At 65.5% G+C, this 20,456-nt stretch carries 16 protein-coding genes; 9 read left to right on the forward strand and 7 right to left on the reverse strand.

Features of this window, described 5'->3' with window-relative positions; translation table 11 throughout:
- Nucleotides 1-20: 20 nt before the first annotated feature.
- The gene (rnd, locus tag ACLB6G_RS15335; protein WP_410357065.1) at nucleotides 21-1,175 is read right to left on the reverse strand and encodes a ribonuclease D; all 1,155 of its coding nucleotides are present in this window, start codon (nucleotides 1,173-1,175) and stop codon (nucleotides 21-23) included.
- A gap of 206 nt (nucleotides 1,176-1,381) precedes the next feature.
- Between rnd and aspS the strand changes: the two genes are divergently transcribed.
- Together aspS and ACLB6G_RS15345 are read left to right on the forward strand one after the other, a co-directional pair.
- The gene (gene aspS / locus ACLB6G_RS15340; protein WP_410357066.1) at nucleotides 1,382-3,169 is read left to right on the forward strand and encodes an aspartate--tRNA ligase; all 1,788 of its coding nucleotides are present in this window, start codon (nucleotides 1,382-1,384) and stop codon (nucleotides 3,167-3,169) included.
- Nucleotides 3,166-3,774 carry a pyroglutamyl-peptidase I gene (locus ACLB6G_RS15345; RefSeq protein WP_410357067.1) on the forward strand — a complete coding sequence of 203 codons (609 nt, stop codon included), beginning with the start codon at nucleotides 3,166-3,168 and terminating at the stop codon, nucleotides 3,772-3,774. Before aspS ends, ACLB6G_RS15345 begins: the two co-directional genes overlap by 4 nt.
- A gap of 57 nt (nucleotides 3,775-3,831) precedes the next feature.
- Here the strand turns inward: ACLB6G_RS15345 and ACLB6G_RS15350 are convergent, their stop codons facing one another.
- Nucleotides 3,832-5,028: a YdgA family protein gene (locus ACLB6G_RS15350; RefSeq protein ID WP_410357068.1), complete on the reverse strand. Its 1,197-nt coding sequence runs from the start codon at nucleotides 5,026-5,028 to the stop codon at nucleotides 3,832-3,834.
- Between the two features lie 204 nt (nucleotides 5,029-5,232).
- Between ACLB6G_RS15350 and parC the strand changes: the two genes are divergently transcribed.
- The 4 genes from parC to ACLB6G_RS15370 all read left to right on the forward strand — a co-directional run bounded on the left by parC (nucleotide 5,233) and on the right by ACLB6G_RS15370 (nucleotide 12,687).
- Nucleotides 5,233-7,485: a DNA topoisomerase IV subunit A gene (gene parC, locus ACLB6G_RS15355; protein ID WP_410357069.1), complete on the forward strand. Its 2,253-nt coding sequence runs from the start codon at nucleotides 5,233-5,235 to the stop codon at nucleotides 7,483-7,485.
- Nucleotides 7,486-7,655: 170 nt separating this feature from the next.
- A complete protein-coding gene (locus ACLB6G_RS15360) occupies nucleotides 7,656-8,321 on the forward strand; it encodes a TetR/AcrR family transcriptional regulator (protein ID WP_410357070.1) in 666 nt (221 codons plus the stop codon).
- Nucleotides 8,322-8,335: 14 nt separating this feature from the next.
- Nucleotides 8,336-9,544: an efflux RND transporter periplasmic adaptor subunit gene (locus tag ACLB6G_RS15365; protein WP_410357071.1), complete on the forward strand. Its 1,209-nt coding sequence runs from the start codon at nucleotides 8,336-8,338 to the stop codon at nucleotides 9,542-9,544.
- Entirely contained in the window at nucleotides 9,541-12,687 is a 3,147-nt protein-coding gene (locus ACLB6G_RS15370) for an efflux RND transporter permease subunit (protein WP_410357072.1), read from the forward strand. The genes ACLB6G_RS15365 and ACLB6G_RS15370 overlap by 4 nt, the downstream gene beginning before the upstream one ends.
- A 103-nt stretch (nucleotides 12,688-12,790) precedes the next feature.
- On the opposite strand, the gene ACLB6G_RS15375 is transcribed toward ACLB6G_RS15370, so the two are convergent.
- The 4 genes from ACLB6G_RS15375 to ACLB6G_RS15390 form a co-directional block, all read right to left on the reverse strand.
- Nucleotides 12,791-13,678: a DMT family transporter gene (locus tag ACLB6G_RS15375; RefSeq protein WP_410357073.1), complete on the reverse strand. Its 888-nt coding sequence runs from the start codon at nucleotides 13,676-13,678 to the stop codon at nucleotides 12,791-12,793.
- Between the two features lie 6 nt (nucleotides 13,679-13,684).
- On the reverse strand, nucleotides 13,685-14,434 hold the full coding sequence (locus tag ACLB6G_RS15380) for an arginyltransferase (RefSeq protein ID WP_410357074.1): 750 nt from the start codon (nucleotides 14,432-14,434) through the stop codon (nucleotides 13,685-13,687).
- A 64-nt stretch (nucleotides 14,435-14,498) separates the two neighbouring features.
- Complete coding sequence (locus ACLB6G_RS15385) at nucleotides 14,499-16,316, reverse strand: SLC13 family permease (RefSeq protein ID WP_410357075.1); 1,818 nt, start codon at nucleotides 16,314-16,316, stop codon at nucleotides 14,499-14,501.
- Nucleotides 16,317-16,423: 107 nt separating this feature from the next.
- Entirely contained in the window at nucleotides 16,424-16,903 is a 480-nt protein-coding gene (locus ACLB6G_RS15390; RefSeq protein ID WP_410357076.1) for an RDD family protein, read from the reverse strand.
- Between the two features lie 349 nt (nucleotides 16,904-17,252).
- On the opposite strand from ACLB6G_RS15390, the gene ACLB6G_RS15395 reads away from it, so the two are divergent.
- Nucleotides 17,253-17,627 (forward strand): hypothetical protein, encoded by a 375-nt coding sequence (locus tag ACLB6G_RS15395; protein ID WP_410357077.1) that lies wholly within the window; start codon nucleotides 17,253-17,255, stop codon nucleotides 17,625-17,627.
- Nucleotides 17,628-17,668: 41 nt separating this feature from the next.
- Here ACLB6G_RS15395 and hemB read toward each other — a convergent pair whose 3' ends face one another.
- Nucleotides 17,669-18,685 (reverse strand): porphobilinogen synthase, encoded by a 1,017-nt coding sequence (gene hemB / locus ACLB6G_RS15400; protein WP_410357078.1) that lies wholly within the window; start codon nucleotides 18,683-18,685, stop codon nucleotides 17,669-17,671.
- A 163-nt stretch (nucleotides 18,686-18,848) separates the two neighbouring features.
- Between hemB and ACLB6G_RS15405 the strand changes: the two genes are divergently transcribed.
- Both ACLB6G_RS15405 and ACLB6G_RS15410 read left to right on the forward strand, forming a co-directional pair.
- Nucleotides 18,849-19,898 carry an enoyl-CoA hydratase/isomerase family protein gene (locus tag ACLB6G_RS15405; RefSeq protein WP_410357166.1) on the forward strand — a complete coding sequence of 350 codons (1,050 nt, stop codon included), beginning with the start codon at nucleotides 18,849-18,851 and terminating at the stop codon, nucleotides 19,896-19,898.
- Nucleotides 19,895-20,320, forward strand: coding sequence for a DUF6163 family protein (locus ACLB6G_RS15410; protein ID WP_410357079.1), 426 nt, complete (start codon nucleotides 19,895-19,897; stop codon nucleotides 20,318-20,320). Before ACLB6G_RS15405 ends, ACLB6G_RS15410 begins: the two co-directional genes overlap by 4 nt.
- Nucleotides 20,321-20,456: the final 136 nt, after the last annotated feature.

Here is a 20,456-nt window from a genome sequence, read left to right on the forward strand (position 1 = left end):
CGCGGAGCAGACGCTGACCTTCAGTCGATATCGAATACCTGCACCTTGCGGTTGGCGAAGCGGATGCCGAGTTCGCCGCGGATCAGCTTGAGCGCCTTGTCGCCGAAGGCTTCGCGCCGCCAGCCGTGCAGGGCGGCCACATCGGCCTCCTCGCCTTCCGCGGCCAGTTTCTCGATGTCGTCGGCCGTGGCCAGCACCTTGGCCGCCACGCCTTCCTGCTCGGCCACCTGTTTCAGCAGCACCTTCAGCAGTTCGGTCGCCGCCCCAGTGCCTTCCGGCTGCTGGTTGGGGCGGGGCACGCGCGGCAGGTCGTCACGCGGGATGGCGAGTGCTTCCCGGACAGCGTCGAGAATGCCCTGCGCCGCCGAGGAACGCTCCCACCCCTTCGGGATGGAGCGCAGCCGGCCGAGCGCCTCGACGGTTTCGGGGCGCTGCTGCGCGATCTCGTAGATGCCGTCGTCCTTGATGATGCGCCCGCGCGGGACGTTGCGGTTGCGCGCCTCGCGCTCGCGCCAGGCGGCCACCTTCTGCATCACGGCCAGTTCCAGCGGCTTGCGCACGCGCATCTTCAGCCGCTTCCAGGCGTCGTCGGGATGCAGTTCGTAGGTCTCGCGGGAGGTCAGGACGTCCATTTCCTCCTTCAGCCAATGGGCGCGGTTCTCGCGCTCCAGTTCGGCGGCCAGATGGGCATAGACGTCGCGCAGATGCGTGACGTCGGCCAGCGCGTAGGAAAGCTGCTTGTCGGTCAGCGGCCGGCGGCGCCAGTCGGTGAAACGCGACGACTTGTCGATCTGCTCGCGCGTGATCTTCTGGACAAGCTGGTCGTAGGACACCGAATCGCCGAAGCCGCAGACCATGGCGGCCACCTGCGTGTCGAACACCGGATGCGGCACCAGGTCGCCCATCTTGACGATGATCTCGATGTCCTGGCGCGCCGCGTGGAACACCTTGAGCACGCTTTCGTCGGCCATCAGGCGGAAAAACGGGGCGAGATCCATGCCGTTGGCCAGCGGGTCGACCAGCGCGGTCTCCTCGACCGTCGCCATCTGGATCAGGCAGAGTTCCGGCCAGAAGGTCGTCTCGCGGATGAATTCGGTATCCACGGTCACGAAATCGCACTTCGCCATCGAGGTGCAGACGGCTTCCAGTTCGGCAGTTGAGGTGATCACATGCATGAAGACAGGACGTCCGGATGGGATATGGATAGCCGTCTATTCGCGTTGCAGGACCGCAAGTCAAGCCGGGCAGGGCGGTTTGCGGCCGCAAACCTTGACAAACAGCCTCGCCCGTGCGCTTTTCGCGCGGATTTTGACCGGGCGCCGGTTTCTAGCCGACGGCCGCGCGCCCCTTCCCGTACGAGCCATAACCGGACCTGATTTCCATGCACCGCTACCGCAGCCACACCTGTGCCGCTCTCCGCAATGCCGATGCCGGCGCCACCGTCCGCCTTTCCGGCTGGGTTCACCGCGTCCGCGACCATGGCGGGGTGCTCTTCATCGACCTGCGCGACCATTTCGGCATCACCCAGGTGGTCGCCGATCCGGATTCGCCGGCCTTCAAGGTGGCCGAGACCGTGCGCGGCGAATGGGTGATCCGTGTCGACGGCGTCGTCAAGGAGCGCGCGCCCGAAGCGGTCAACCCGAACCTGCCGACCGGCGGCATCGAGGTCTTCGCGCGCGAGATCGAGGTCCTGTCCAAGGCGGCCGAACTGCCGCTGCCGGTCTTCGGCGAGCCGGACTATCCGGAAGACATCCGCCTGCGCTACCGCTTCCTCGACCTGCGCCGCGAGACCCTGCACGCCAACATCATGCTGCGCACGCGCATCATCCGCGAGATGCGCCGCCTGATGGAGGATGCCGGCTTCAACGAGTTCTCCACGCCCATCCTTACGGCTTCCTCGCCGGAGGGCGCGCGCGACTTCCTGGTGCCGAGCCGCATTCATGCCGGCAAGTTCTACGCCCTGCCGCAGGCACCGCAGCAGTACAAGCAGCTTCTGATGATGTCGGGCTTCGACCGCTATTTCCAGATCGCGCCCTGCTTCCGCGACGAGGATCCGCGCGCCGACCGCCTGCCCGGCGAATTCTACCAGCTTGACCTGGAGATGAGCTTCGTCGAGCAGGACGACATTCTCGGCACGATGGAGCCGGTGCTGCGCAAGGTCTTCGAGGCCTTTGCCGACGGCAAGCCGGTCACGGCGGAATTCCCGCGCATTCCCTATGACGAGGCCATTGCCAAATACGGCAGCGACAAGCCGGACCTGCGCAACCCGATCATCATGGAGGACGTGTCGGAGCATTTCCGCGGCTCCGGCTTCAAGGTCTTCGCCAACATCCTGGCCAATTCGCCCACCGGCGCCGTCTGGGCCATTCCCGCGCCCACGGGCGGCAGCCGCGCCTTCTGCGACCGCATGAATTCCTGGGCGCAGGGCCAGGGCCAGCCGGGCCTCGGCTACATCTTCTGGCGCGAGGAGGGCGGCAAGCTGGAAGGCGCCGGCCCCATCGCCAAGAACATTGGCGAGGAACGCACCGAGGCCATCCGCCTGCAGCTGGGCCTGAAGGCGGGCGATGCCTGCTTCTTCGCCGCCGGCGACCCGAGGAAGTTCGCCTCTTTTGCCGGCGACGCGCGCACCCGCGTCGGCGAGGATCTCGACCTTGTCGACCGCGACCGCTTCGCGCTGGCCTGGATCGTGGATTTCCCCTTCTTCGAGTGGGACGAGGACAACAAGAAGGTCGAGTTCGGCCACAACCCGTTCACCATGCCGCGCGGCGGCCTGGGCGCGCTGGAAAACGAGGACCCGCTGGCCATCAAGGCCTGGCAGTACGACCTCGTCTGCAACGGCTACGAGATCGCATCCGGCGGCATCCGCAACCACCTGCCGGAAGTCATGGTCAAGGCCTTCGGCATTGTCGGGCTGGATGCCTCCGTGGTCGAGGAGCGCTTCGGCGGCCTCTACCGCGCCTTCCATTACGGCGCACCGCCCCATGGCGGTATGGCCGCCGGCGTGGACCGCATCGTCATGCTGCTGGCCGGCGCCAAGAACCTGCGCGAGGTCACGCTCTTCCCGATGAACCAGCAGGCCCAGGACCTGCTGATGGGCGCGCCGTCGGAGGCTGCGCCGGCGCAGTTGCGCGAACTGCACCTGCGCACCGTCATGCCCGCCAAGGAATGAATGCGCGTCCGCGCATTCTGGTCACGGGCTTCGGCCCGTTTCCCGGGGCGCCGGAAAACCCGACGGAATGGCTTGTCGGCGAACTGGCCGGCGCGGCGGGGTCGCGACGGGAGATCGCCACGGCTGTCCTGCCGGTCGATTATGCGCTGGCCGGTCCCGCGCTTGAGGTGGCTGCCATTGCGGCGGCGCCGGACATCGCCATTCATTTCGGCCTTGCTGCATCGGCAAACGGCTTCAGGCTGGAACGGGTGGCAAGCCACGTTCAGGACCGGTCCAAGGCGGACAATTCCGGGCGTGGCGCACCGGAATGGCTGGACGCGGACATGCCGTCGGCATCGCAATTGCCCCTGGCTTCGATGCATGCCGCACTGACCGCCGCCGGACTTCCCGTGGAATGGTCGCAGGATGCCGGCGGATATCTTTGCAACCATGTTTTCCACCTGTCCTGCTCCGGCCGCTGCCTGCCACTGGCGCAGGCGACAAGCGGCTTTGTGCACATACCGCATGTGGGGGACGGGCAGCGGCTGACGCGGGAAGCCGCATTGCGCGGCACGCTGATCATCCTTGAGACCTGTATCCGGGAATGGTGCGCGGCGCGGCCATGAAGAAAAACCCGGCGGATCGCTCCGCCGGGCTTTTCATTCGCGCGCTGTCCTGTCCTGTCAGCAGGTGATCGTGCCGCATTCATTGGCGGTGACAGTGACGGCGAGGACGTCCGGGATGGTCTGCGGCGCGCCCATGGCCGCGCCCATGATCTGCGGCGCCGGCACCGGGGCATCCGGCTCCGCCTCGACCGTCAGGGTCTGCGGGTCGTCCAGGTACTCGCCGACCGCCTTGGACACCATGCTGGCAAAGGACGGATTCTGGAGTTGTGAAAGCAGGATCGGCATCATGCCCTTGGCCATGTTGACGACGTCCTGGCGCTTCGCGCCCTGCTGGGCGGCCACGAAATCGAGGATGCGGTTGGTCAGCGAGGCATCATCGAGCGCGATCGTCGCGCTGTTGAAGGAGAGCTGCTGCATCAGCCCCATCATGGCGAAGCCCATGGCCTGCTCGTTCATCTCGCCGCTCTCCCGCTTGGCGGCGATCTCCTGGAGCTGGGTCATGAACTCCGTCGTGAAGCCGCTCAGGTCCATGGTGATGTTCAAGGCCGCGGCGTCGGTCATATCGAGCAGCCATTCATTGATCTCCATGCGGCCGCCGGCCGGGTCCCAGCGTCCTTTCATGGTCATGCCGCCTGAAAGCGTCGGATAGCCGAGCGCCTGCATCACCGCGCGCGCCTTCTCGTCGGGCAGCTTCGTCATGTCGGCTTCCACCCCTTCGATGACCATCTCGGAGAGCATCGGCTGGCCTTGTTCATAGGCGCTGGCCGTGTAAACCATGCCATCCATCTTGAAGAGCGTGGCGTCACCCTCCGACACGCGCACCGGACCCATGGTGGCGCCTTCAAGGAGCACCGAGATCTGGCGCACAGGGTCCGGCTCGTTTTCCTTCGGCACCTGCAGGCCGGTAATGGCAGCGCCGCCGAAGTCCAGCGTCATGCCGTCCTTGCTCATTGAGAAGGCGGGCGCCTCGATCGCGCCGATGCGGAATCCGGTGTCGTCCTCTGTGACGTCCTGCAGCCGGATTTCGCCGATTTCGGCCGCGTTGGCCTCACCCGGCTTGATCGAGACGTCGGTGAGGACGACATCGTCACCATCGGAGGTCGCTGCGCCGATGGTCAGTTCGGTCCCGCTCTTCTCGAATTGGCGAACGAGGGCGTTGGTCAGCGCCTGCGCGTCAGCTTCGGCCCAGGCCGGCGCGGAAAGCATGCAAAGAACGGCCAGCGCGGTTGCGGATTTCAGAAACGGTCTGGTCATGGCGGTTTCCTTCGATGGTCGGCCGGCGTGCCGGCTGGAAAACGGGAAAGGAGGCTCACCGGACAGTGTCCGGGTCCGTCCCGGACGTCCAGTTGTCTTGCACAGTTTAGTTTATTTTTTGGCTGTTGGCTTGTGATGCCCGCCACAAGGCCTGAAACGCGTGGCGCACTTGCCCCGAATCACCGCTTTCTGTAACCGGGTTCCATGGGAAAAAGCCTCATTCCGCCCGGCGGGGGCGATGGCAAGGACATTGAATCGGTCGACCTGAAGCGCGCCCTGGAGGAGCGCTACCTGGCCTATGCGCTGTCGACCATCATGCACCGTGCGCTGCCCGACGTGCGCGACGGGCTGAAGCCCGTGCACCGGCGCATCATGCATGCCATGCGCCTGCTGCGCCTCGATCCCGACCGCGGCTTCGCCAAATGCGCGCGCATCGTCGGCGACGTGATGGGCAAGTTCCACCCGCATGGCGACCAGGCCATCTACGATGCCCTTGTCCGGCTGGCGCAGGATTTCGCGGTCCGCTATCCGCTGGTCGACGGCCAGGGCAATTTCGGCAATATCGACGGCGACAACGCCGCCGCCATGCGCTACACGGAAGCGCGCATGACCGACGTCGCCGCGCTGCTGCTGGAGGGCATCACCGAGGATTCGGTCGATTTCCGGCTGACCTACAACGAAGAGGACGAGGAACCGGTCGTCCTGCCGGGTGCCTTTCCCAATCTTCTTGCCAACGGCGCCTCGGGCATCGCGGTCGGCATGGCGACCAACATTCCGCCGCACAACGCCGCCGAGATCTGCGACGCCGCCCTTCACCTGATCGAGCATCCCGACGCGGCGAATGCCGACCTGATGCAGTTCGTGCCGGGGCCGGACTTCCCCACCGGCGGCATCATCGTCGATTCCAAGGCGTCGATCGCCGAGGCCTACGAGACCGGGCGCGGCGGCTTTCGGGTGCGCTCGCGCTGGCATCAGGAGGATGCCGGGCGCGGCACCTGGGTCATCGTTGTCACCGAGATACCCTACCAGGTGCAGAAGGCGCGGCTCATCGAGAAGATCGCCGACCTGCTGATCGGCAAGAAACTGCCGCTGCTCGACGACGTCCGCGACGAGAGCGCCGAGGACATCCGAATCGTCCTGGTGCCAAAGAGCCGCACCGTCGATCCCGGACTGCTGATGGAATCCCTGTTCAAGCTGACCGAGCTTGAAAGCCGGTTCCCGCTCAACATGAACGTGCTCAGCCACGGCAAGGTGCCGAACGTGCTGTCGCTGCGCGAAGTGCTGAAGCAATGGCTGGAGCACCGCAAGGACGTGCTCATCCGCCGCTCCCGCCATCGCCTCGGCGTGATCGAGCGGCGGCTGGAAATCCTCGGCGGTTATCTGATCGCCTATCTCAACATCGACGAGGTGATCCGCATCATCCGCGAGGAGGATGAGCCCAAGAAGCAGTTGATGGTCACCTTCGAGCTGACCGACAACCAGGCCGAGGCCATCCTCAACATGCGCCTGCGCAACCTGCGCAAGCTGGAGGAGTTCGAGATCCGCAAGGAATTCGATGCCCTGACGGAGGAGAAGGCGCAGATCGAGAAGCTGCTGGCCTCCGAGGCCCTGCAATGGAAGACCGTGGCCTGGGAAGTGGCCGACGTGCGCAAGACCTTCGGCCCCGAGACCGGACTTGGCCGCCGCCGCACCACCTTCGCCGAGGCGCCGGAGCGCGATCTTGAGGCCATCCAGCAGGCGATGATCGAAAAGGAGCCGGTCTCCGTCATCGTCTCGGAAAAGGGCTGGCTGCGCGCCATGAAGGGGCACCTGTCCGACTGGTCGGGCCTGTCCTTCAAGGATGGCGACAAGCTGAAGCTCGCCTTCCATGCCCAGACCACCGACAAGATCCTCGTGCTGACCACCGGCGGCAAGGTCTACACGATTGGCGCCGACCGCCTGCCCGGCGGGCGCGGCCATGGCGAGCCGATCCGCATCATGGTCGATATGGACAACGACCAGGACATCGTCACCGCCTTCGTCCACGATCCGCAGGTGCGCCGCCTGCTTGTCTCCCATGAGGGCAACGGCTTCGTCGTGCCGGAGGCCGACGTTGTCGCCAATACCCGCAAGGGCCGGCAGGTGATGAACGTGAAGACGCCCGACGAGGCGCGTTTCTTCGTGCCCGTGACCGGCGACCATGTCGCCATTGTCGGCGAGAACCGCAAGCTGCTCGTTTTCCCGCTCGACCAGGTGCCGGAAATGACGCGCGGCAAGGGCGTGCGCCTCCAGCGCTACAAGGATGGCGGCGTGTCCGACATCAGGACCTTCGCCATGGCCGATGGCCTGACCTGGACCGACAGCGCCGGGCGCACCTTCACCCGGAGCCAGGCGGAACTCGCCGAGTGGACCGGCGCGCGCGCCGCCGCCGGACGGATGGTCCCGAAGGGCTTTCCGCGCACCGGCAAGTTCGGCTGATCCGGCCGTCCCGTCTGGTATCCCTCTCCATCTTGTGATCGGGCACCTGCGGTTTTTTACGCAGGGGCAACCGAACCGAAACCTTTTTTGTGCCGTAATGTTGACATTGAGAATGATCATTCGCATATAGCGCGAACGAACGTTCGCACTCTATTTTTGACGATATCGATATGACCAGCGATCTAGCCACCTCCCAGCGGCCGCATGATCCGGCCGAGGATGAAGACACCGGGGGACCAGTGACCCGCGCGGAGCGGCGCGAGGCGCAGAGCGCCCGCATCCTCGATGCCGCGAAGAAATGCTTCGTGCGTTCCGGTTTCCAGGGTGCCTCCATGCATGACATCTGCCGCGAGGCGGAGATGAGCCCGGGCGCGCTCTACCGCTACTTTCCCTCCAAGGAAGCCATCATCGAGGCCATCGCCGAGGCGGACCGGACGAAGGACGCCGCGCTCCTGTCCGAGGCGCTCGCCAATCCCGACATTGTCGAGGGCATCGTCCAGGCCATGATGACGCATCTGCGCGTCAGCCACGAGAACAACATGGCGCCGCTGTTCACGGAAATCCGCGCCGAGGCGCTGCGCAATCCGTCCGTTCTGGCAACCTGCGAATGCTCCATGCGGCAGGTCCATGAACTCATCTTCAGACGCATCCAGGCCGCCATTGCCGCTGGCCAGATAAGGCCGGCTGTCTCGGTGGAGACATTGATGGCCGTCATGGTTTCCATCGGGGAAGGGATCGTGCTCAACGACCTGCCCTCGAAGGGCATCGATCTCGACGAGGTGGAGCACATGGTGCGCACCTCCGTCACAGCCAATCTGCGCCCCGTCGCGCAATGATCCGGACACGACCCATGCCGCTGACCCATGCCCTGAAGCCGGTTTCCGCCGCCTTGGCGTTGACCCTTCTCCTGGCCGCCTTCCCGGCGGCCCAGGCCTTTGCCCAGCCGGCCGGAGCGCCTGCCGTTTCCGCACCCGCGCCTGCCATTCGCGTGGTGGAGGTTCAAACCCGGCATCTTGTCGAAAGCCTGCCGGTCAATGGCACCGTTGCGCCGCGCGAGGAAGCCGCGGTCGGCGTTGACCTGAACGGCCTGACCGTTCTCGATCTCAGGGCGGATGCGGGCGATCTCGTCGAAAAGGGCCAGGTGCTGGCGGTGCTCGACAAGTCCGGCCTTGAACTGGCCCTGCTGCAGGCCCGCGCCCAAAGCGCGCAGATCGAGGCGCAGACGGCCCAGGCCAGCGCCCAGATCGCCGATGCCGAGGTGGGTGTCCGCCAGGCAAGCGAAACCCTTGAAAGGGTGAAACAGTTGCGCGAGAAAGGCGTGGCGTCCCAGGCCCAGTACGACAACGCCGTCAACGGTCTCGACAGCGCCCGCGCCAAGCTGGAGACCGCGCGCAAGGCCGTGGTTGCCGCGCAGGCGCAGTCCGGTGTCAATGCCGCGCAGATCAGCGAACTTGAGCGCCAGATCGCGCGCACCGAGGTCAAGGCCCCGGCCGATGGTCTCGTGCTGGCCCGCAGCGCCATGCTGGGCGCGGTGGTTGGCGCGTCGGCCGGGCCGCTGTTCCGCATCGCCATCGACAATGAACTGGAATTGCAGGCCGCGGTTTCCGAAACCCACCTGCCGCGCCTGCGGCCAGGCCAGCCGGTCAAGGTCCACGCGCCGGGGGTCGCGGAAACACTTGAGGGCACGGTGCGCCTGGTTGCCCCGGAGGTGAACCGCACGACGCGGCTCGGCACGGTCTACATTTCCCTTCCGCAGGATGGCCCGGTCCGCGCCGGCAACTTCGCCAGCGCCAGCATCGAACTGGCCAGCCGTGACGGCCTTGCCGTTCCGGCCAGCGCTGTCCTCTTCCGCAACGGGGCCGCCTATGTCCAGAAGGTCGTTGACGGCAAGGTCGCCTCCACGCCGGTCGTGCTGGGCTTGCGCGTCAATGGCGCCGTCGAGATCACGGACGGTCTTGCCGCGGGCGATCAGGTCGTTTCGCGCGCCGGCGTCTTCGTCAGTGACGGTGAGGCCATCACACCGGTCCTTGAAGAAGCCACTGGAGCGCTCACGCGATGAACTGGAACATTTCCGCCTGGGCGATCCGCAACCCGCTGCCCTCCGTCCTGCTCTTCATCGTGCTCACCGTGCTGGGCACGATGAGCTTCATGCAGCTTCCGGTCACGCGCTTCCCGAATATCGACATTCCCATCGTTTCGGTCGTCGTCACCGATCCCGGCGTGGCGCCGAGCGAACTGGAAACCCAGGTCACCAAGCGCGTCGAGGATGCCGTGGCCAACGTGACCGGCGTCAAGAACGTGATGTCGACGATCACCGAGGGCCGCTCCTCCACGGTCATCGAATTCCGCCTTGAGGTGGATACGGCAACCGCCGTGACGGACGTCAAGGACGCGGTCGAACGCATCCGCTCCGACCTGCCGGCCACCGCGGATGAGCCGATCGTCAACCGCATCGACGTGGAAGGCCAGGCGATCCTCACCTATGCGGTTCGCGCGCCGTCCATGACGCTGGAGGAACTGTCCTGGTTCGTCGAGGACGAGGCGATCCGTGCGATTCAGGGGCTGAAGGGCGTTGCCCGCGTCGACCGCTATGGCGGCGTGGACCGCGAGATCCGTGTCGAGCTTGATGCCGACCGGATGAACGCGCTCGGCGTCACGGCCTCGGCCGTCAACAACGCCCTGCGCGCCGCCAATGTCGACCTGACGGGCGGGCGGACCGAGATCGGCGGGCGCGAACAGACCATCCGCACGCTCGGCGGCGTCGACAACGTCAATGCCCTGCGCGCGCTCGAGATCCCGCTTGCGGGCGGCCGGCGCGTCATCCTGTCCGATATTGCCACCGTCACCGACAGCTGGGCCGAGCCGCGCTCGTTCGCCCGCGTCAACGGCGAGCCTGTCGTCTCCATGGGCGTGTTCCGCGGCAAGGGCGAAAGCGATGTCGACGTCTCGCGGCGCGTCACCGAAGCGGTGGAAAAACTGCGGGCCGACCATCCCGGCGTGACCATCGACCGGGTCGACAACTCCGTCGACTACACCGTCGGCAATTATGAATCGGCCATGCAGACGCTGCTCGAGGGCGCCGCGCTGGCCGTCATCGTCGTCTTCCTGTTCCTGCGCGACATCCGCGCCACGCTGGTTTCTGCCGTGGCACTGCCTTTGTCGATCATCCCGACCTTCCTCGTCCTCGATCACCTCGGCTTCTCGCTGAATCTCGTCAGCCTGCTGGGCGTGACGCTGGTGACGGGCATCCTGGTCGACGACGCGATCGTCGAGATCGAGAACATCGTCCGCCACATCAAGATGGGCAAGACGCCCTACCGCGCGGCGGTCGAAGCCGCCGACGAGATCGGACTGGCGGTCATCGCCATTTCGGCCACTATCATGGCAGTCTTCGCGCCGGTCTCCTTCATGTCCGGCGTCGCGGGTCAGTATTTCAAGCAGTTCGGCCTCACCGTGGCCGTGGCCGTCTTTTTCTCGCTCCTCGTGGCGCGCCTGATCACACCGTTGATGGCCGCCTATTTCCTGCGGTCCCATGGCCAGCATGAATACCGGCCGGGCTTCGTGATGCGCGGCTATCTTGCCCTGCTCGGAACCAGCCTGCGGTTTCGCTGGATCACCTTCGTTGCCGGCGTCGCCTTCTTCGTGGCGGCAATCATGGCCACCACCATGCTGCCCGCCGGCTTCGTGCCGCGCCAGGATGCCTCGCGCGTGGTCTTCTCGCTGGAACTCCCGCCCGGCGCGCGGCTGGAGGATACCGGACGCGCCACCGATCGCGCCGCCGAGGCCGTGCTGGCCATCCCGCAGGTGGAGAACGTCTACGTGGTCGGTGGCGCCAATCCGACCGGCACGCTGGAACTGCGCCGCGCCACCATGGTCGTGGACCTCCAGCACAAGAGCGAACGCGAGATTTCCCAGCACGATCTCGAAAACCACATCCTCGACATCCTCCAGACGATCCCGGACCTGCGCGCGTCCTATGTGAACGACCGCGGCCAGCGTGCGCTCGAAATCGGCGTGATGAGCACCGACGGACAACTGCTTGACGACGAGGCGCGCAAGATCCAGAGCGCCATGGCCGAAACCGGCCTGTTCCGCGCGATCACCTCCAATGCCGCCCTCGACAGGCCGGAAATCATCGTCGAGCCGGATCGCGACCTGATGGCCCAGCTTGGCGTCTCGACCGCGGCGCTTTCGGACGTCCTGCGCGTGGCAACCATCGGTGACGTTGACGCCAAGCTGGCGAAGTTCACGGACGGCGTGCGCCAGATCCCGATCCGCGTCCAGTTGAACGAGACCGCCCGCGACGACCTGTCGGTTCTCTCGCAATTGCCGGTGCCGCTGGCATCCGGGGCGACGGTGCCGCTTTCCGCCATTGCCGACATCCATTACGCCCAGGGACCGTCGTCGATCCAGCGCTTCAACCGCGAGCGCCGCGTCGTCATCGGCGTCGACATGGCCGGCAAGGCCGAGATCGGCGTGGGACTGGCCGCCATCAAGGCGCTTCCGGAAGTGCAGAACCTGCCGGCAGGCGTGCGCATCCAGGAAACCGGGGATGCCGAGGTCATGGGCGACGTGTTCACCTCCTTCCGCAATGCCATGATCACCGGCCTGATGCTGGTCATGGTGGTGCTCATCCTGCTGTTCGGATCGGTCTTCCACACGATCACCATTCTCCTGTCCCTGCCGCTTTCCATCGGCGGCGTCGTCGGCGCCCTCTGGCTCACCAACCAGGCGGTTTCCATGCCGGTCGTGATCGGCATCCTGATGCTGATGGGCATCGTGACCAAGAACGCGATCATGCTGGTGGATTTCGCCATCGAGGCCATCGCTCATGGCGTCTCGCGCGGCGAGGCCATCGTCGATGCCTGCCGCAAGCGCGCCCAGCCGATCATCATGACGACGATCGCCATGTCGGCGGGCATGGTGCCCGCGGCGCTTGCCCATGGCGATGGCGGCGAGTTCCGGGCGCCCATGGCCATTGCCGTGATCGGCGGCCTGCTCGTCGGCACCGTGCTCAGCCTGCTGTTCGTGCCCTCGCTGTTTTCCATCATGGATGATGTGCGCAGGGGCGTCAGCTGGCTCGCGGTCAGGCTCCTGCGGCCCAATGAGCGCGACGAACCCGGCGAAGAAGGCGCACAGCCAGGCCTGCAGGAGGGTCCGCTCGAACTGGCTCCCGCCCGCCTGCCGGAAGCGGCGGAATAGGCCGGGGCCAACCCCCTCCAGCACCCGGGGCGGAACCGTCCGCAAGGGGCCTTTCAGGTTTTCTGAAGGGCCGGCGCCATGGCGGCCCGCTTTGGCTCTCCGTTCACAGAGGGCGTGCCGCCAGCCGCCGTTTGCGGTCCCTTGCGATCTGGACGGCGGTGTGGATGACGAGCGCGCCAAGCACGATCGCGCCGCCAATGAAGGTATGGCTGCCCGGCACTTCCCGGAAGATCAGCCAGACCCAGACCGGGGCCAGCACGGTTTCCAGCATGTAGAACATCGCCACTTCCGGCCCCGTCAGCCAGCGCGTGCCGGTTGCCAGGCAGAACATGGTTACCGGCAGCAGGATGGCGCCATCGAGGATGATCCAGACCGGATCCTCGATCTGGTAGCCATTGAACAGGACGACCACGCCGGCAATGACAGCGAGGAACGCGCCCGACATGACGGCCGAAAAACCCATGTCCTGGCCGCTGGCCCTCGACACGGTCAGTGCGGCGGCCAGGAAAACGGCGGCGCCCAGCGCCAGCAGGTTGCCCGCCAGGCTGCCAGCCGAAATGCCGCCGGAGACGATGATGAACACGCCGGCCGCCATGGCAACCATGGCAATCAGCGTTTCCCGCCTGATCCTCTCGCCGAGGAAGATGCGCGCCAGCAGGGCGGCGATCATCGGGTTGAGCGCAAGGATGAAGACCAGGTTGGCGGTCGGCGTGAGGAACACCGCCAGCAGGAAACACAGCCCGGTCAGCGCATAAAGGACAGACACGATCCATCCGGTCCGGCCCTGGATGAGCGGCAGCGGTTTGCGCCCGAACCACTTGAGCGCCAGCCAGACGATCAGCATGACGACGATAGAGCATGTCGAGCGCAGGAAGATGACTGACCAGGACTCGCCATTGCCCAGTCTCAGCAGCGGAATGTCGAAGGTGAGCAGCATGCCGCCCAGGCCTGTGATCGCGAGGCCCTTCACGTGATCGGTCTGAATTGTCAAATCCTGTCAGTCCTCATATCGGCCCCAACCCGAGGGGCCGAGATGCTCCTGCGGCCTGAACCGGATCTTGTAGTCCATCTTGCGCGAGCCACGGACCCAGTAGCCCAGATAGACGTGGGGCAGGCCCATCGACCGTGCGCGCTGGATGTGGTCGAGAATCATGTAGGTGCCCAGCGAGCGTTCGGGCATGTCCGGGTTGAAGAAGGAATAGACCATCGACAACCCGTCGCCCATCACGTCGGTCAGCGCGATGGCGACGAGTTCGCCTTCGCCCTTGCCGGTGATGAAGCTGTCGGGCCCGCGCTTGCGGTATTCGATGATGCGCGTGTCCACATGCGTGTCCTCCACCATCATCGCGTAGTCGAGAACGGTCATGTCGGACATGCCGCCGCGCCGGTGCCGCGCATCGAGATAGGCGCGGAAAAGGCTGTACTGCTCGGTCGAGGGCTCGGCGTCGTAGATGGCGGCGACGAGGTCGTCATTGGCTGCCAGCACCTTGCGCATGTTGCGCGACGGCTTGAATTCCTGGGCCAGGATGCGCACCGAGACGCAGGCGCGGCATGTTTCGCAGGCCGGCCTGTAGGCGATGTTCTGGGAGCGGCGGAAACCGCCCTGGGTCAGCAGATCGTTCAACTCGCTGGCCTTGTCGCCGACAAGGTGCGTGAAGACCTTCCGCTCGAATTGCCCTTCCAGGTAGGGACAGGCCGACGGCGCGGTCAGGTAGAACTGCGGATTGTGAACCGGTTGCTGAGTCATGCGTGTTGAAGATAGTAGGCGCCGGTCCGTTCGCCAATGCCATTTTTTGGCAGGCCGTTTGCTGTCAGAGGCCGTAATACCAGGGCGCGAACAGGGTAAAGGTCAGCCACATGAGCAGGACCAGTGGCAAGCCGGCCTTCACGAAATCGGAGAACCGGTATCCGCCAGGCCCCATCACGAGCAGGTTCGTCTGGTAGCCGACCGGCGTGGCGAAGGAGGCGTTGGAGGCGAAGATCACGGCCGCGATGAAGGGCGCCGCCGGTATTCCGGTGCTTGCGGCCATGTCGAGCGCGATGGGCGTGAACAGGACAGCCGTCGCGTTGTTGGACAGGACGTTGGTCAGCAGCGCGATCACCAGGAACAGCCCGGACAGCAGGACGACGGGCCCCTGGCCGGCCATCGCCATCACGGCCGTGTCGGCGATCAGTCTTGCGCCCCCGGTCTGTTCCAGTGCCGTCGCCGCGGCGATGGAAGAGCCGACAAGCAGGAAAATCTGCCGGTCGAAGGCGCGCGCCGCCTGTTGCAGCGTCAGGCAGCCGGTGGCGATCATCACCGCCGCGCCGATGACCGAGCTTGCCACGATCGGCACGAGCGACGTGGCCGCCGTGGTCACGATCAGGGCGAAGATCACGAAGGCGATCCAGGCCTTCTGGCGCTGCGGCACCGCCTGGGCGGACCATTCCAGCAGCAGCAGGTCATGGCTGTCGCGCATCGACAGCAGGTGCTGCTCGTCGGCGCCCACCAGCACCGTATCGCCGGGTTCGAGGCGGATGTCGGCGAGCGGCACCCGACCCATGCGGCTCTTGCGCTGGATGCCGAGCACGTCCACGCCGTGGGTCGACTGGATGCCGGCATTGCGCACCGTGCGTCCGGCATGGCGCGAACCGGGTGTCACCACGGTCTCGGCCACATGATAGGCCGGTCCGGGCTTGACGCGCGGGTTGTCGTCGCGGTCCTCGTGCGTCGACGGCGTCGCCGATCCGCGCGCCAGTGCGTTCATGAAGGCGCGCCGCGTGCCGGAAACCACCACGCGGTCGCCTTCCGAGATGACCATGTTCTCGAAGGGCGGCAGGAATTCCATGCCCCGCCGGATGATCAGCCGCGGCATCAGGTCCTTCAGGCCGGGGAACAGCCCGGCGCGCGACTCCATGCCGAGAAAGGGATGACCGGCCCCGACGGTGATCTCGCCGATGAACTGGGCGCCCGCCGCCCGGCGCTTTTCCTCGCTGCCGCGGCTTGCCCGGCCGAGGATGCGTGGCATGACGAAGAAGATGTACAGGGCCCCGGCCGCCGCCAGCGTAAGCCCCGGCGCGGTGATGTCGAAGAAGCCGACCTGGTGCCCGTTGCGTTGCGCCACGCCGGCGACGAGCAGGTTCGTCGACGAGCCGATGATCGTGGTCATGCCGCCCAGGATCGAAAGGAAGGAAAGCGGCATGAGGGCGCGCGAGGCAGGGAAATTGCGTTGCGCGGCCAGCACGGTCAGCACCGGGATGAAGATGACGACCACCGGCGTGTTGTTCAGGAAGGCCGACAGGAACGCCGCCGCGAGCAGCGTGACGGCGAGCGCCCGGAAAGGCGACGCGCCGCCAGCCCTCGATGCCATGCGGGCCGGCCCGTCCATGGCGTCCGTGGCGAACAGGCCCTGGCCCACGATCAGCAGGGCGATGACCGTGACGAGGGCCGGATTGGCGAAGCCGGCAACCAGTTGTTCCGGCCCGATGGCCTCTCCGGCCGCGTTTGAATAGGGAAACAGGGCGAAAAGGGTGAGGAACGCGGCGAGCGAACCGATGGCCACCGACTCCAGCGCGAAACGGTCGCTCACATAGGCGATCACCATCACGGCAATGATGGCGAAGGTGGCATAGGTATGGAAATCGGCCATGCAGCGTCCGCGGGCGAGGATTCGTCCGAAGCCACTTTAGAATCCCGCGCCGGCAATGGCGAGTGCGGATTTTCAGGCGCGCGGCAAGCCGCGACGGGCAGGGCCCGTCAGGTTGCGGTTTCGCGGACGACGACGGTTCCCAGCAGCAGGTCGTGCACCGTGCGCTTGCGGTCCAGCACAAGGGTGGCCAGCAGGATCAGGCCCGATGTGAAGACGTTTCCGGCCCAGAAAAGGACCGTATGGACGATGGCAAGGAGCGGGTCGACGCGCAGGCCGTCGAGGCGGGCCAGGCGGATGCCCGTCATCTGCATGCCGACCGTCGCTTGCCGCCGTCCGCCAAGCGTCATCGCGACATAAGTCAGCGCCACGAAGGGGCCAAAGACGGCAAACAGCATCCAGCCCAGGCCGAGCGTCACGATGCCGAGCAGGAACACCAGGATGGCAAACGGGATCATCAGGAGCAGGATGATGACGTAATCGATGAAAAACGCCATGACGCGGCGTGTCCGCACACCCTCATAGAGGCGCCAGTCCTCCTCTGCCGGAAACCTGCCGTCGTTTTCCCGGTGTTCAATCGTGTTGTTCATCGCGCGTGCCAAGAGCCCTTCCGCCTTCCTTCCCCTGCGGGAAATTCGTCCGTTGCAGGTTTTCACATGGGAAGGCGATGGGTCCGGTTCAAGCGAGTGCCGTTCCGGCAGTCTCCCATGGAAGGAATTTCAATCCGGATGCTTGAAAACGGGAAAGAGTTATCGGAGAGTGATCTTTGGCAATTCGGATAAAGTGACCTTGAACACTTGCCGAAAAACGCCTGGATTGATCCGTTCCGGTTGCGGGTTTGCCGTCTGATGGACGAAGGGTTTCTCCGGATGGCCATGCCGGAAGCGGATGCCGGCAGGGGGCGAAAGAAAGTCAAGCGCAACAGGGAGGGACCCGGCTATGCGCGGAACAGCTTTTCTTTTTGTCGCCACCGCAGCGCTTTTCGTGACCATCGGCATGGCCTGGGGAATCCAGATGTCGGCCACCGGCAATCACATGCTGGCCGGGGCCCATGCCCATCTCAATCTCGTTGGCTGGGTGACGATGGGTCTTTTCGGTTTCTACTATCACCTCGTTCCCGCCGCCGGTGAACGGATGCTGGCCAAGATCCACTACGCGATCGCCACGCTGGGCGTGGTGACCATCGTGCCGGGCATCGTCATGGCGATCACCCGGCAGGGCGAAACGCTGGCCAGGATCGGCTCCGTGCTCACCATCCTGTCGATGCTGATCTTCCTGTACACGGTCGTGACCACGCGGGCGCGGGCCGCCTGACAGGTCCTTGCCGGGAAAAGGAGGGATGAACGCGCCGGCGTTCAGCCCTTCAGCATTTCGGCCACCTGCGGCGCGAAATAGGTGAGGATTCCGTCGCAACCGGCCCGCTTGAAGGCCGCCAGGCTCTCCAGCATGGCCCGGTCATGATCCAGCCAGCCATTGGCCGCCGCCGCCTTGATCATCGCGTATTCCCCCGACACCTGGTAGGCGAAGGTTGGCAGGCCGAACGTGTCCTTCAGGCGCCGGCAGATGTCCAGATAGGGCATTCCGGGCTTGACCATGACCATGTCGGCGCCCTCGGCAATGTCGGCTTCGGTCTCGCGGATTGCCTCCTCGCTGTTGGACGGGTCGATGTAGTAGGTCTTCTTGTCGCCCTTGAGCAGGCCGCCGGTGCCGACCGCCTCGCGATAGGGGCCGTAGAAGCCCGACGCGAACTTGGTCGCGTAGGACATGATCGCCACGTCCTGGAAACCGGCCGCGTCCAGCGCGTCGCGGATGGCGCCGATGCGCCCGTCCATCATGTCGGAGGGCGCGATGATGTCGGCGCCGGCCTCCGCCTGGCCCACCGCCGCGCGCGCCAGCAGTTCCACCGTCTCGTCATTGACGATGATGCCGTCGCGCAGGATGCCGTCATGGCCGTGGCTGGTGAAGGGGTCGAGCGCCACATCGGTGATGATGCCGATTTCGGGAACCGCGGCCTTGATGGCGCGGCTGGCCTTATTGATCACGTTGTCGGCGTCGAGGATGTGCGAGCCGGTCTGGTCACGGCGATCCATGGCGATGTTGGGGAAGGTCGCCAGCGCCGGAATGCCGAGCCTCGCCGCCTTTTCCGCCTCGCGCACGGCAAGATCCACCGTCATTCGCCGGACGCCCGGCATGGCGGCGATGTCCTCGCTGCGGTTCTCGCCCTCGATGACGAAGATCGGCCAGATCAGGTCGTCCACCGTCAGCCTCGTCTCCTGCACAAGCCGGCGCGACCAGTCGGCCTTGCGCATGCGCCTGAGGCGGCGCGAGCCCGTGATCTCGTCGACGGAACGCGGCATCGAAAACTTGTCCATGCGATTCATGATCCTGTCCTTCATTCTGTCCGCGCGGGCGGTTGTGTGGTTGAACCACAGGAAGATGGCGCCCGGCAACCTGCGCCATTGACAAAAAAGCACGCCGCCCCGTAAGCCCGGCAGGCCGGGAGACACAGGAGAGGGAGGCAGGCACGGCATGGAAATCGATTTCGGCGGCGGCGGGGAAATCCGTTTCGAGCAGATCGGCAGGGCGGGCGTCATCACCATGACGCGGCCGAAGGCGCTCAACGCATTGACCCATTCCATGGTCAAGGCCATGGGGCGCGCCATGGATGCCTGGGAAGGCGACGACGGCATCGCACTCGTCGTCATGCGCGGCGAGGGCCGGGCCTTCTGCGCCGGCGGCGACATCATGGACATCTACCGCGCCGGGCGAGAAGGCCGGGTGCTCACCGCCTTCTTCCACGACGAATACCGACTCAATGCCCGTATCCACCGGTTTCCCAAGCCCTGGGTGTCGCTGATCGACGGCATCGTCATGGGCGGCGGCTGCGGCGTGTCGATGAACGGCGCCGTGCGGGTCTTTGGCGACAAGGGCGTGATCGCCATGCCCGAAGTGGGCATCGGCTTCTTTCCCGATGTCGGCGGCAGCCATTTCCTGCCGCGCCTGCGCGGCAGGTCGGGCTACTGGATGGGCCTGACGGGCGAGCGGGTCAAGCAGGGCGATGCCCTGGCCATTGGCGCCGCCACCCACGCGGTCGCCTCCGCCGATCTCGAGGCGCTCCTCGACGCCCTTTGCGAAACCGGCGATGCCGCAGCATCGCTGATGCGCTATTCCGTGCGGCCCGAACCGGAGACCGGCGCGCAGACCTTCGCCGCCATCGACAGGCTCTTCGCGGGATCGAGCCTCGAGGCGGTTCTGTCGGCGCTGGAGAAGGCGGCCGGTGAAGGTGAGGAATTCGCCGCCAAGACGCTTGGAACGATGGCCGGCCGCTCGCCGACCTCCCTGCATGTCGCCTTCAGGCAACTGGCAAGCGGCGCGGACCTGTCCATGGACGACTGCATGCGCATGGAGTTCAGGATCGTCAACCGGATGCTCACGGGCCATGATTTCTACGAGGGCATCCGTGCCGTGCTCGTGGACCGCGACAACACGCCCGCATGGAAGCCCGCCACCGTCGAAGCGGTCGATCCGGCGGACATAGACGCCTATTTCGCGCCGCTGCCCGGCGGGGAGTTGCCCTTGCCATGATCGAAGCCGCACAGGCCGGCCTGTTCAAACCGACGCGTGCCGAACAGGCATTTGTCCTGTTCATGCGCGTTCTGGCGGTGCTTTCGCTCTGGTATGGCCTCACCTACTGGCTGCGTCTTGTCGGGCTGGAGGCAGGCAGCCTCTGGCGCTTCGATCTCATGCCCGTTCACTGGCAGGTCGCCAGCGTCTGCCTGGCCGTTCTCTATCCCTTTGCCGCCGTCGGCCTCTGGCTTCCGGCATCCTGGGGGCCGGTGATCTGGTTTCTTTGCGCAACTGCGGAGATCGTCATGCACGCCTTCTATCCCGGTCTTTTCGGTCATCGCCAGCTGCTCGTTTTCGCGCATGCGGGCGTGCTGGCGGGCTTGCTCGCGCTTCGCCTCTACATCTGGCTGGAGGCCCGCCGCACCCGGGATGCGGCCTGAGGCGCGTTAACCTTTCATTGTCCAAGCGGACTCGACAGGGCCGGGGAAGGTTTTGTTAACGCAAGCCTTTAAGTCGACTTTTAAATGCCTTCGCTAATGTGGGCGCCAAGGTGACGAAGAAAAACAAGTCGCCAGG

Origin of the sequence: Zhengella sedimenti (assembly GCF_046506625.1) — a bacterium.
GTDB lineage: Bacteria > Pseudomonadota > Alphaproteobacteria > Rhizobiales > Rhizobiaceae > Zhengella > Zhengella sedimenti.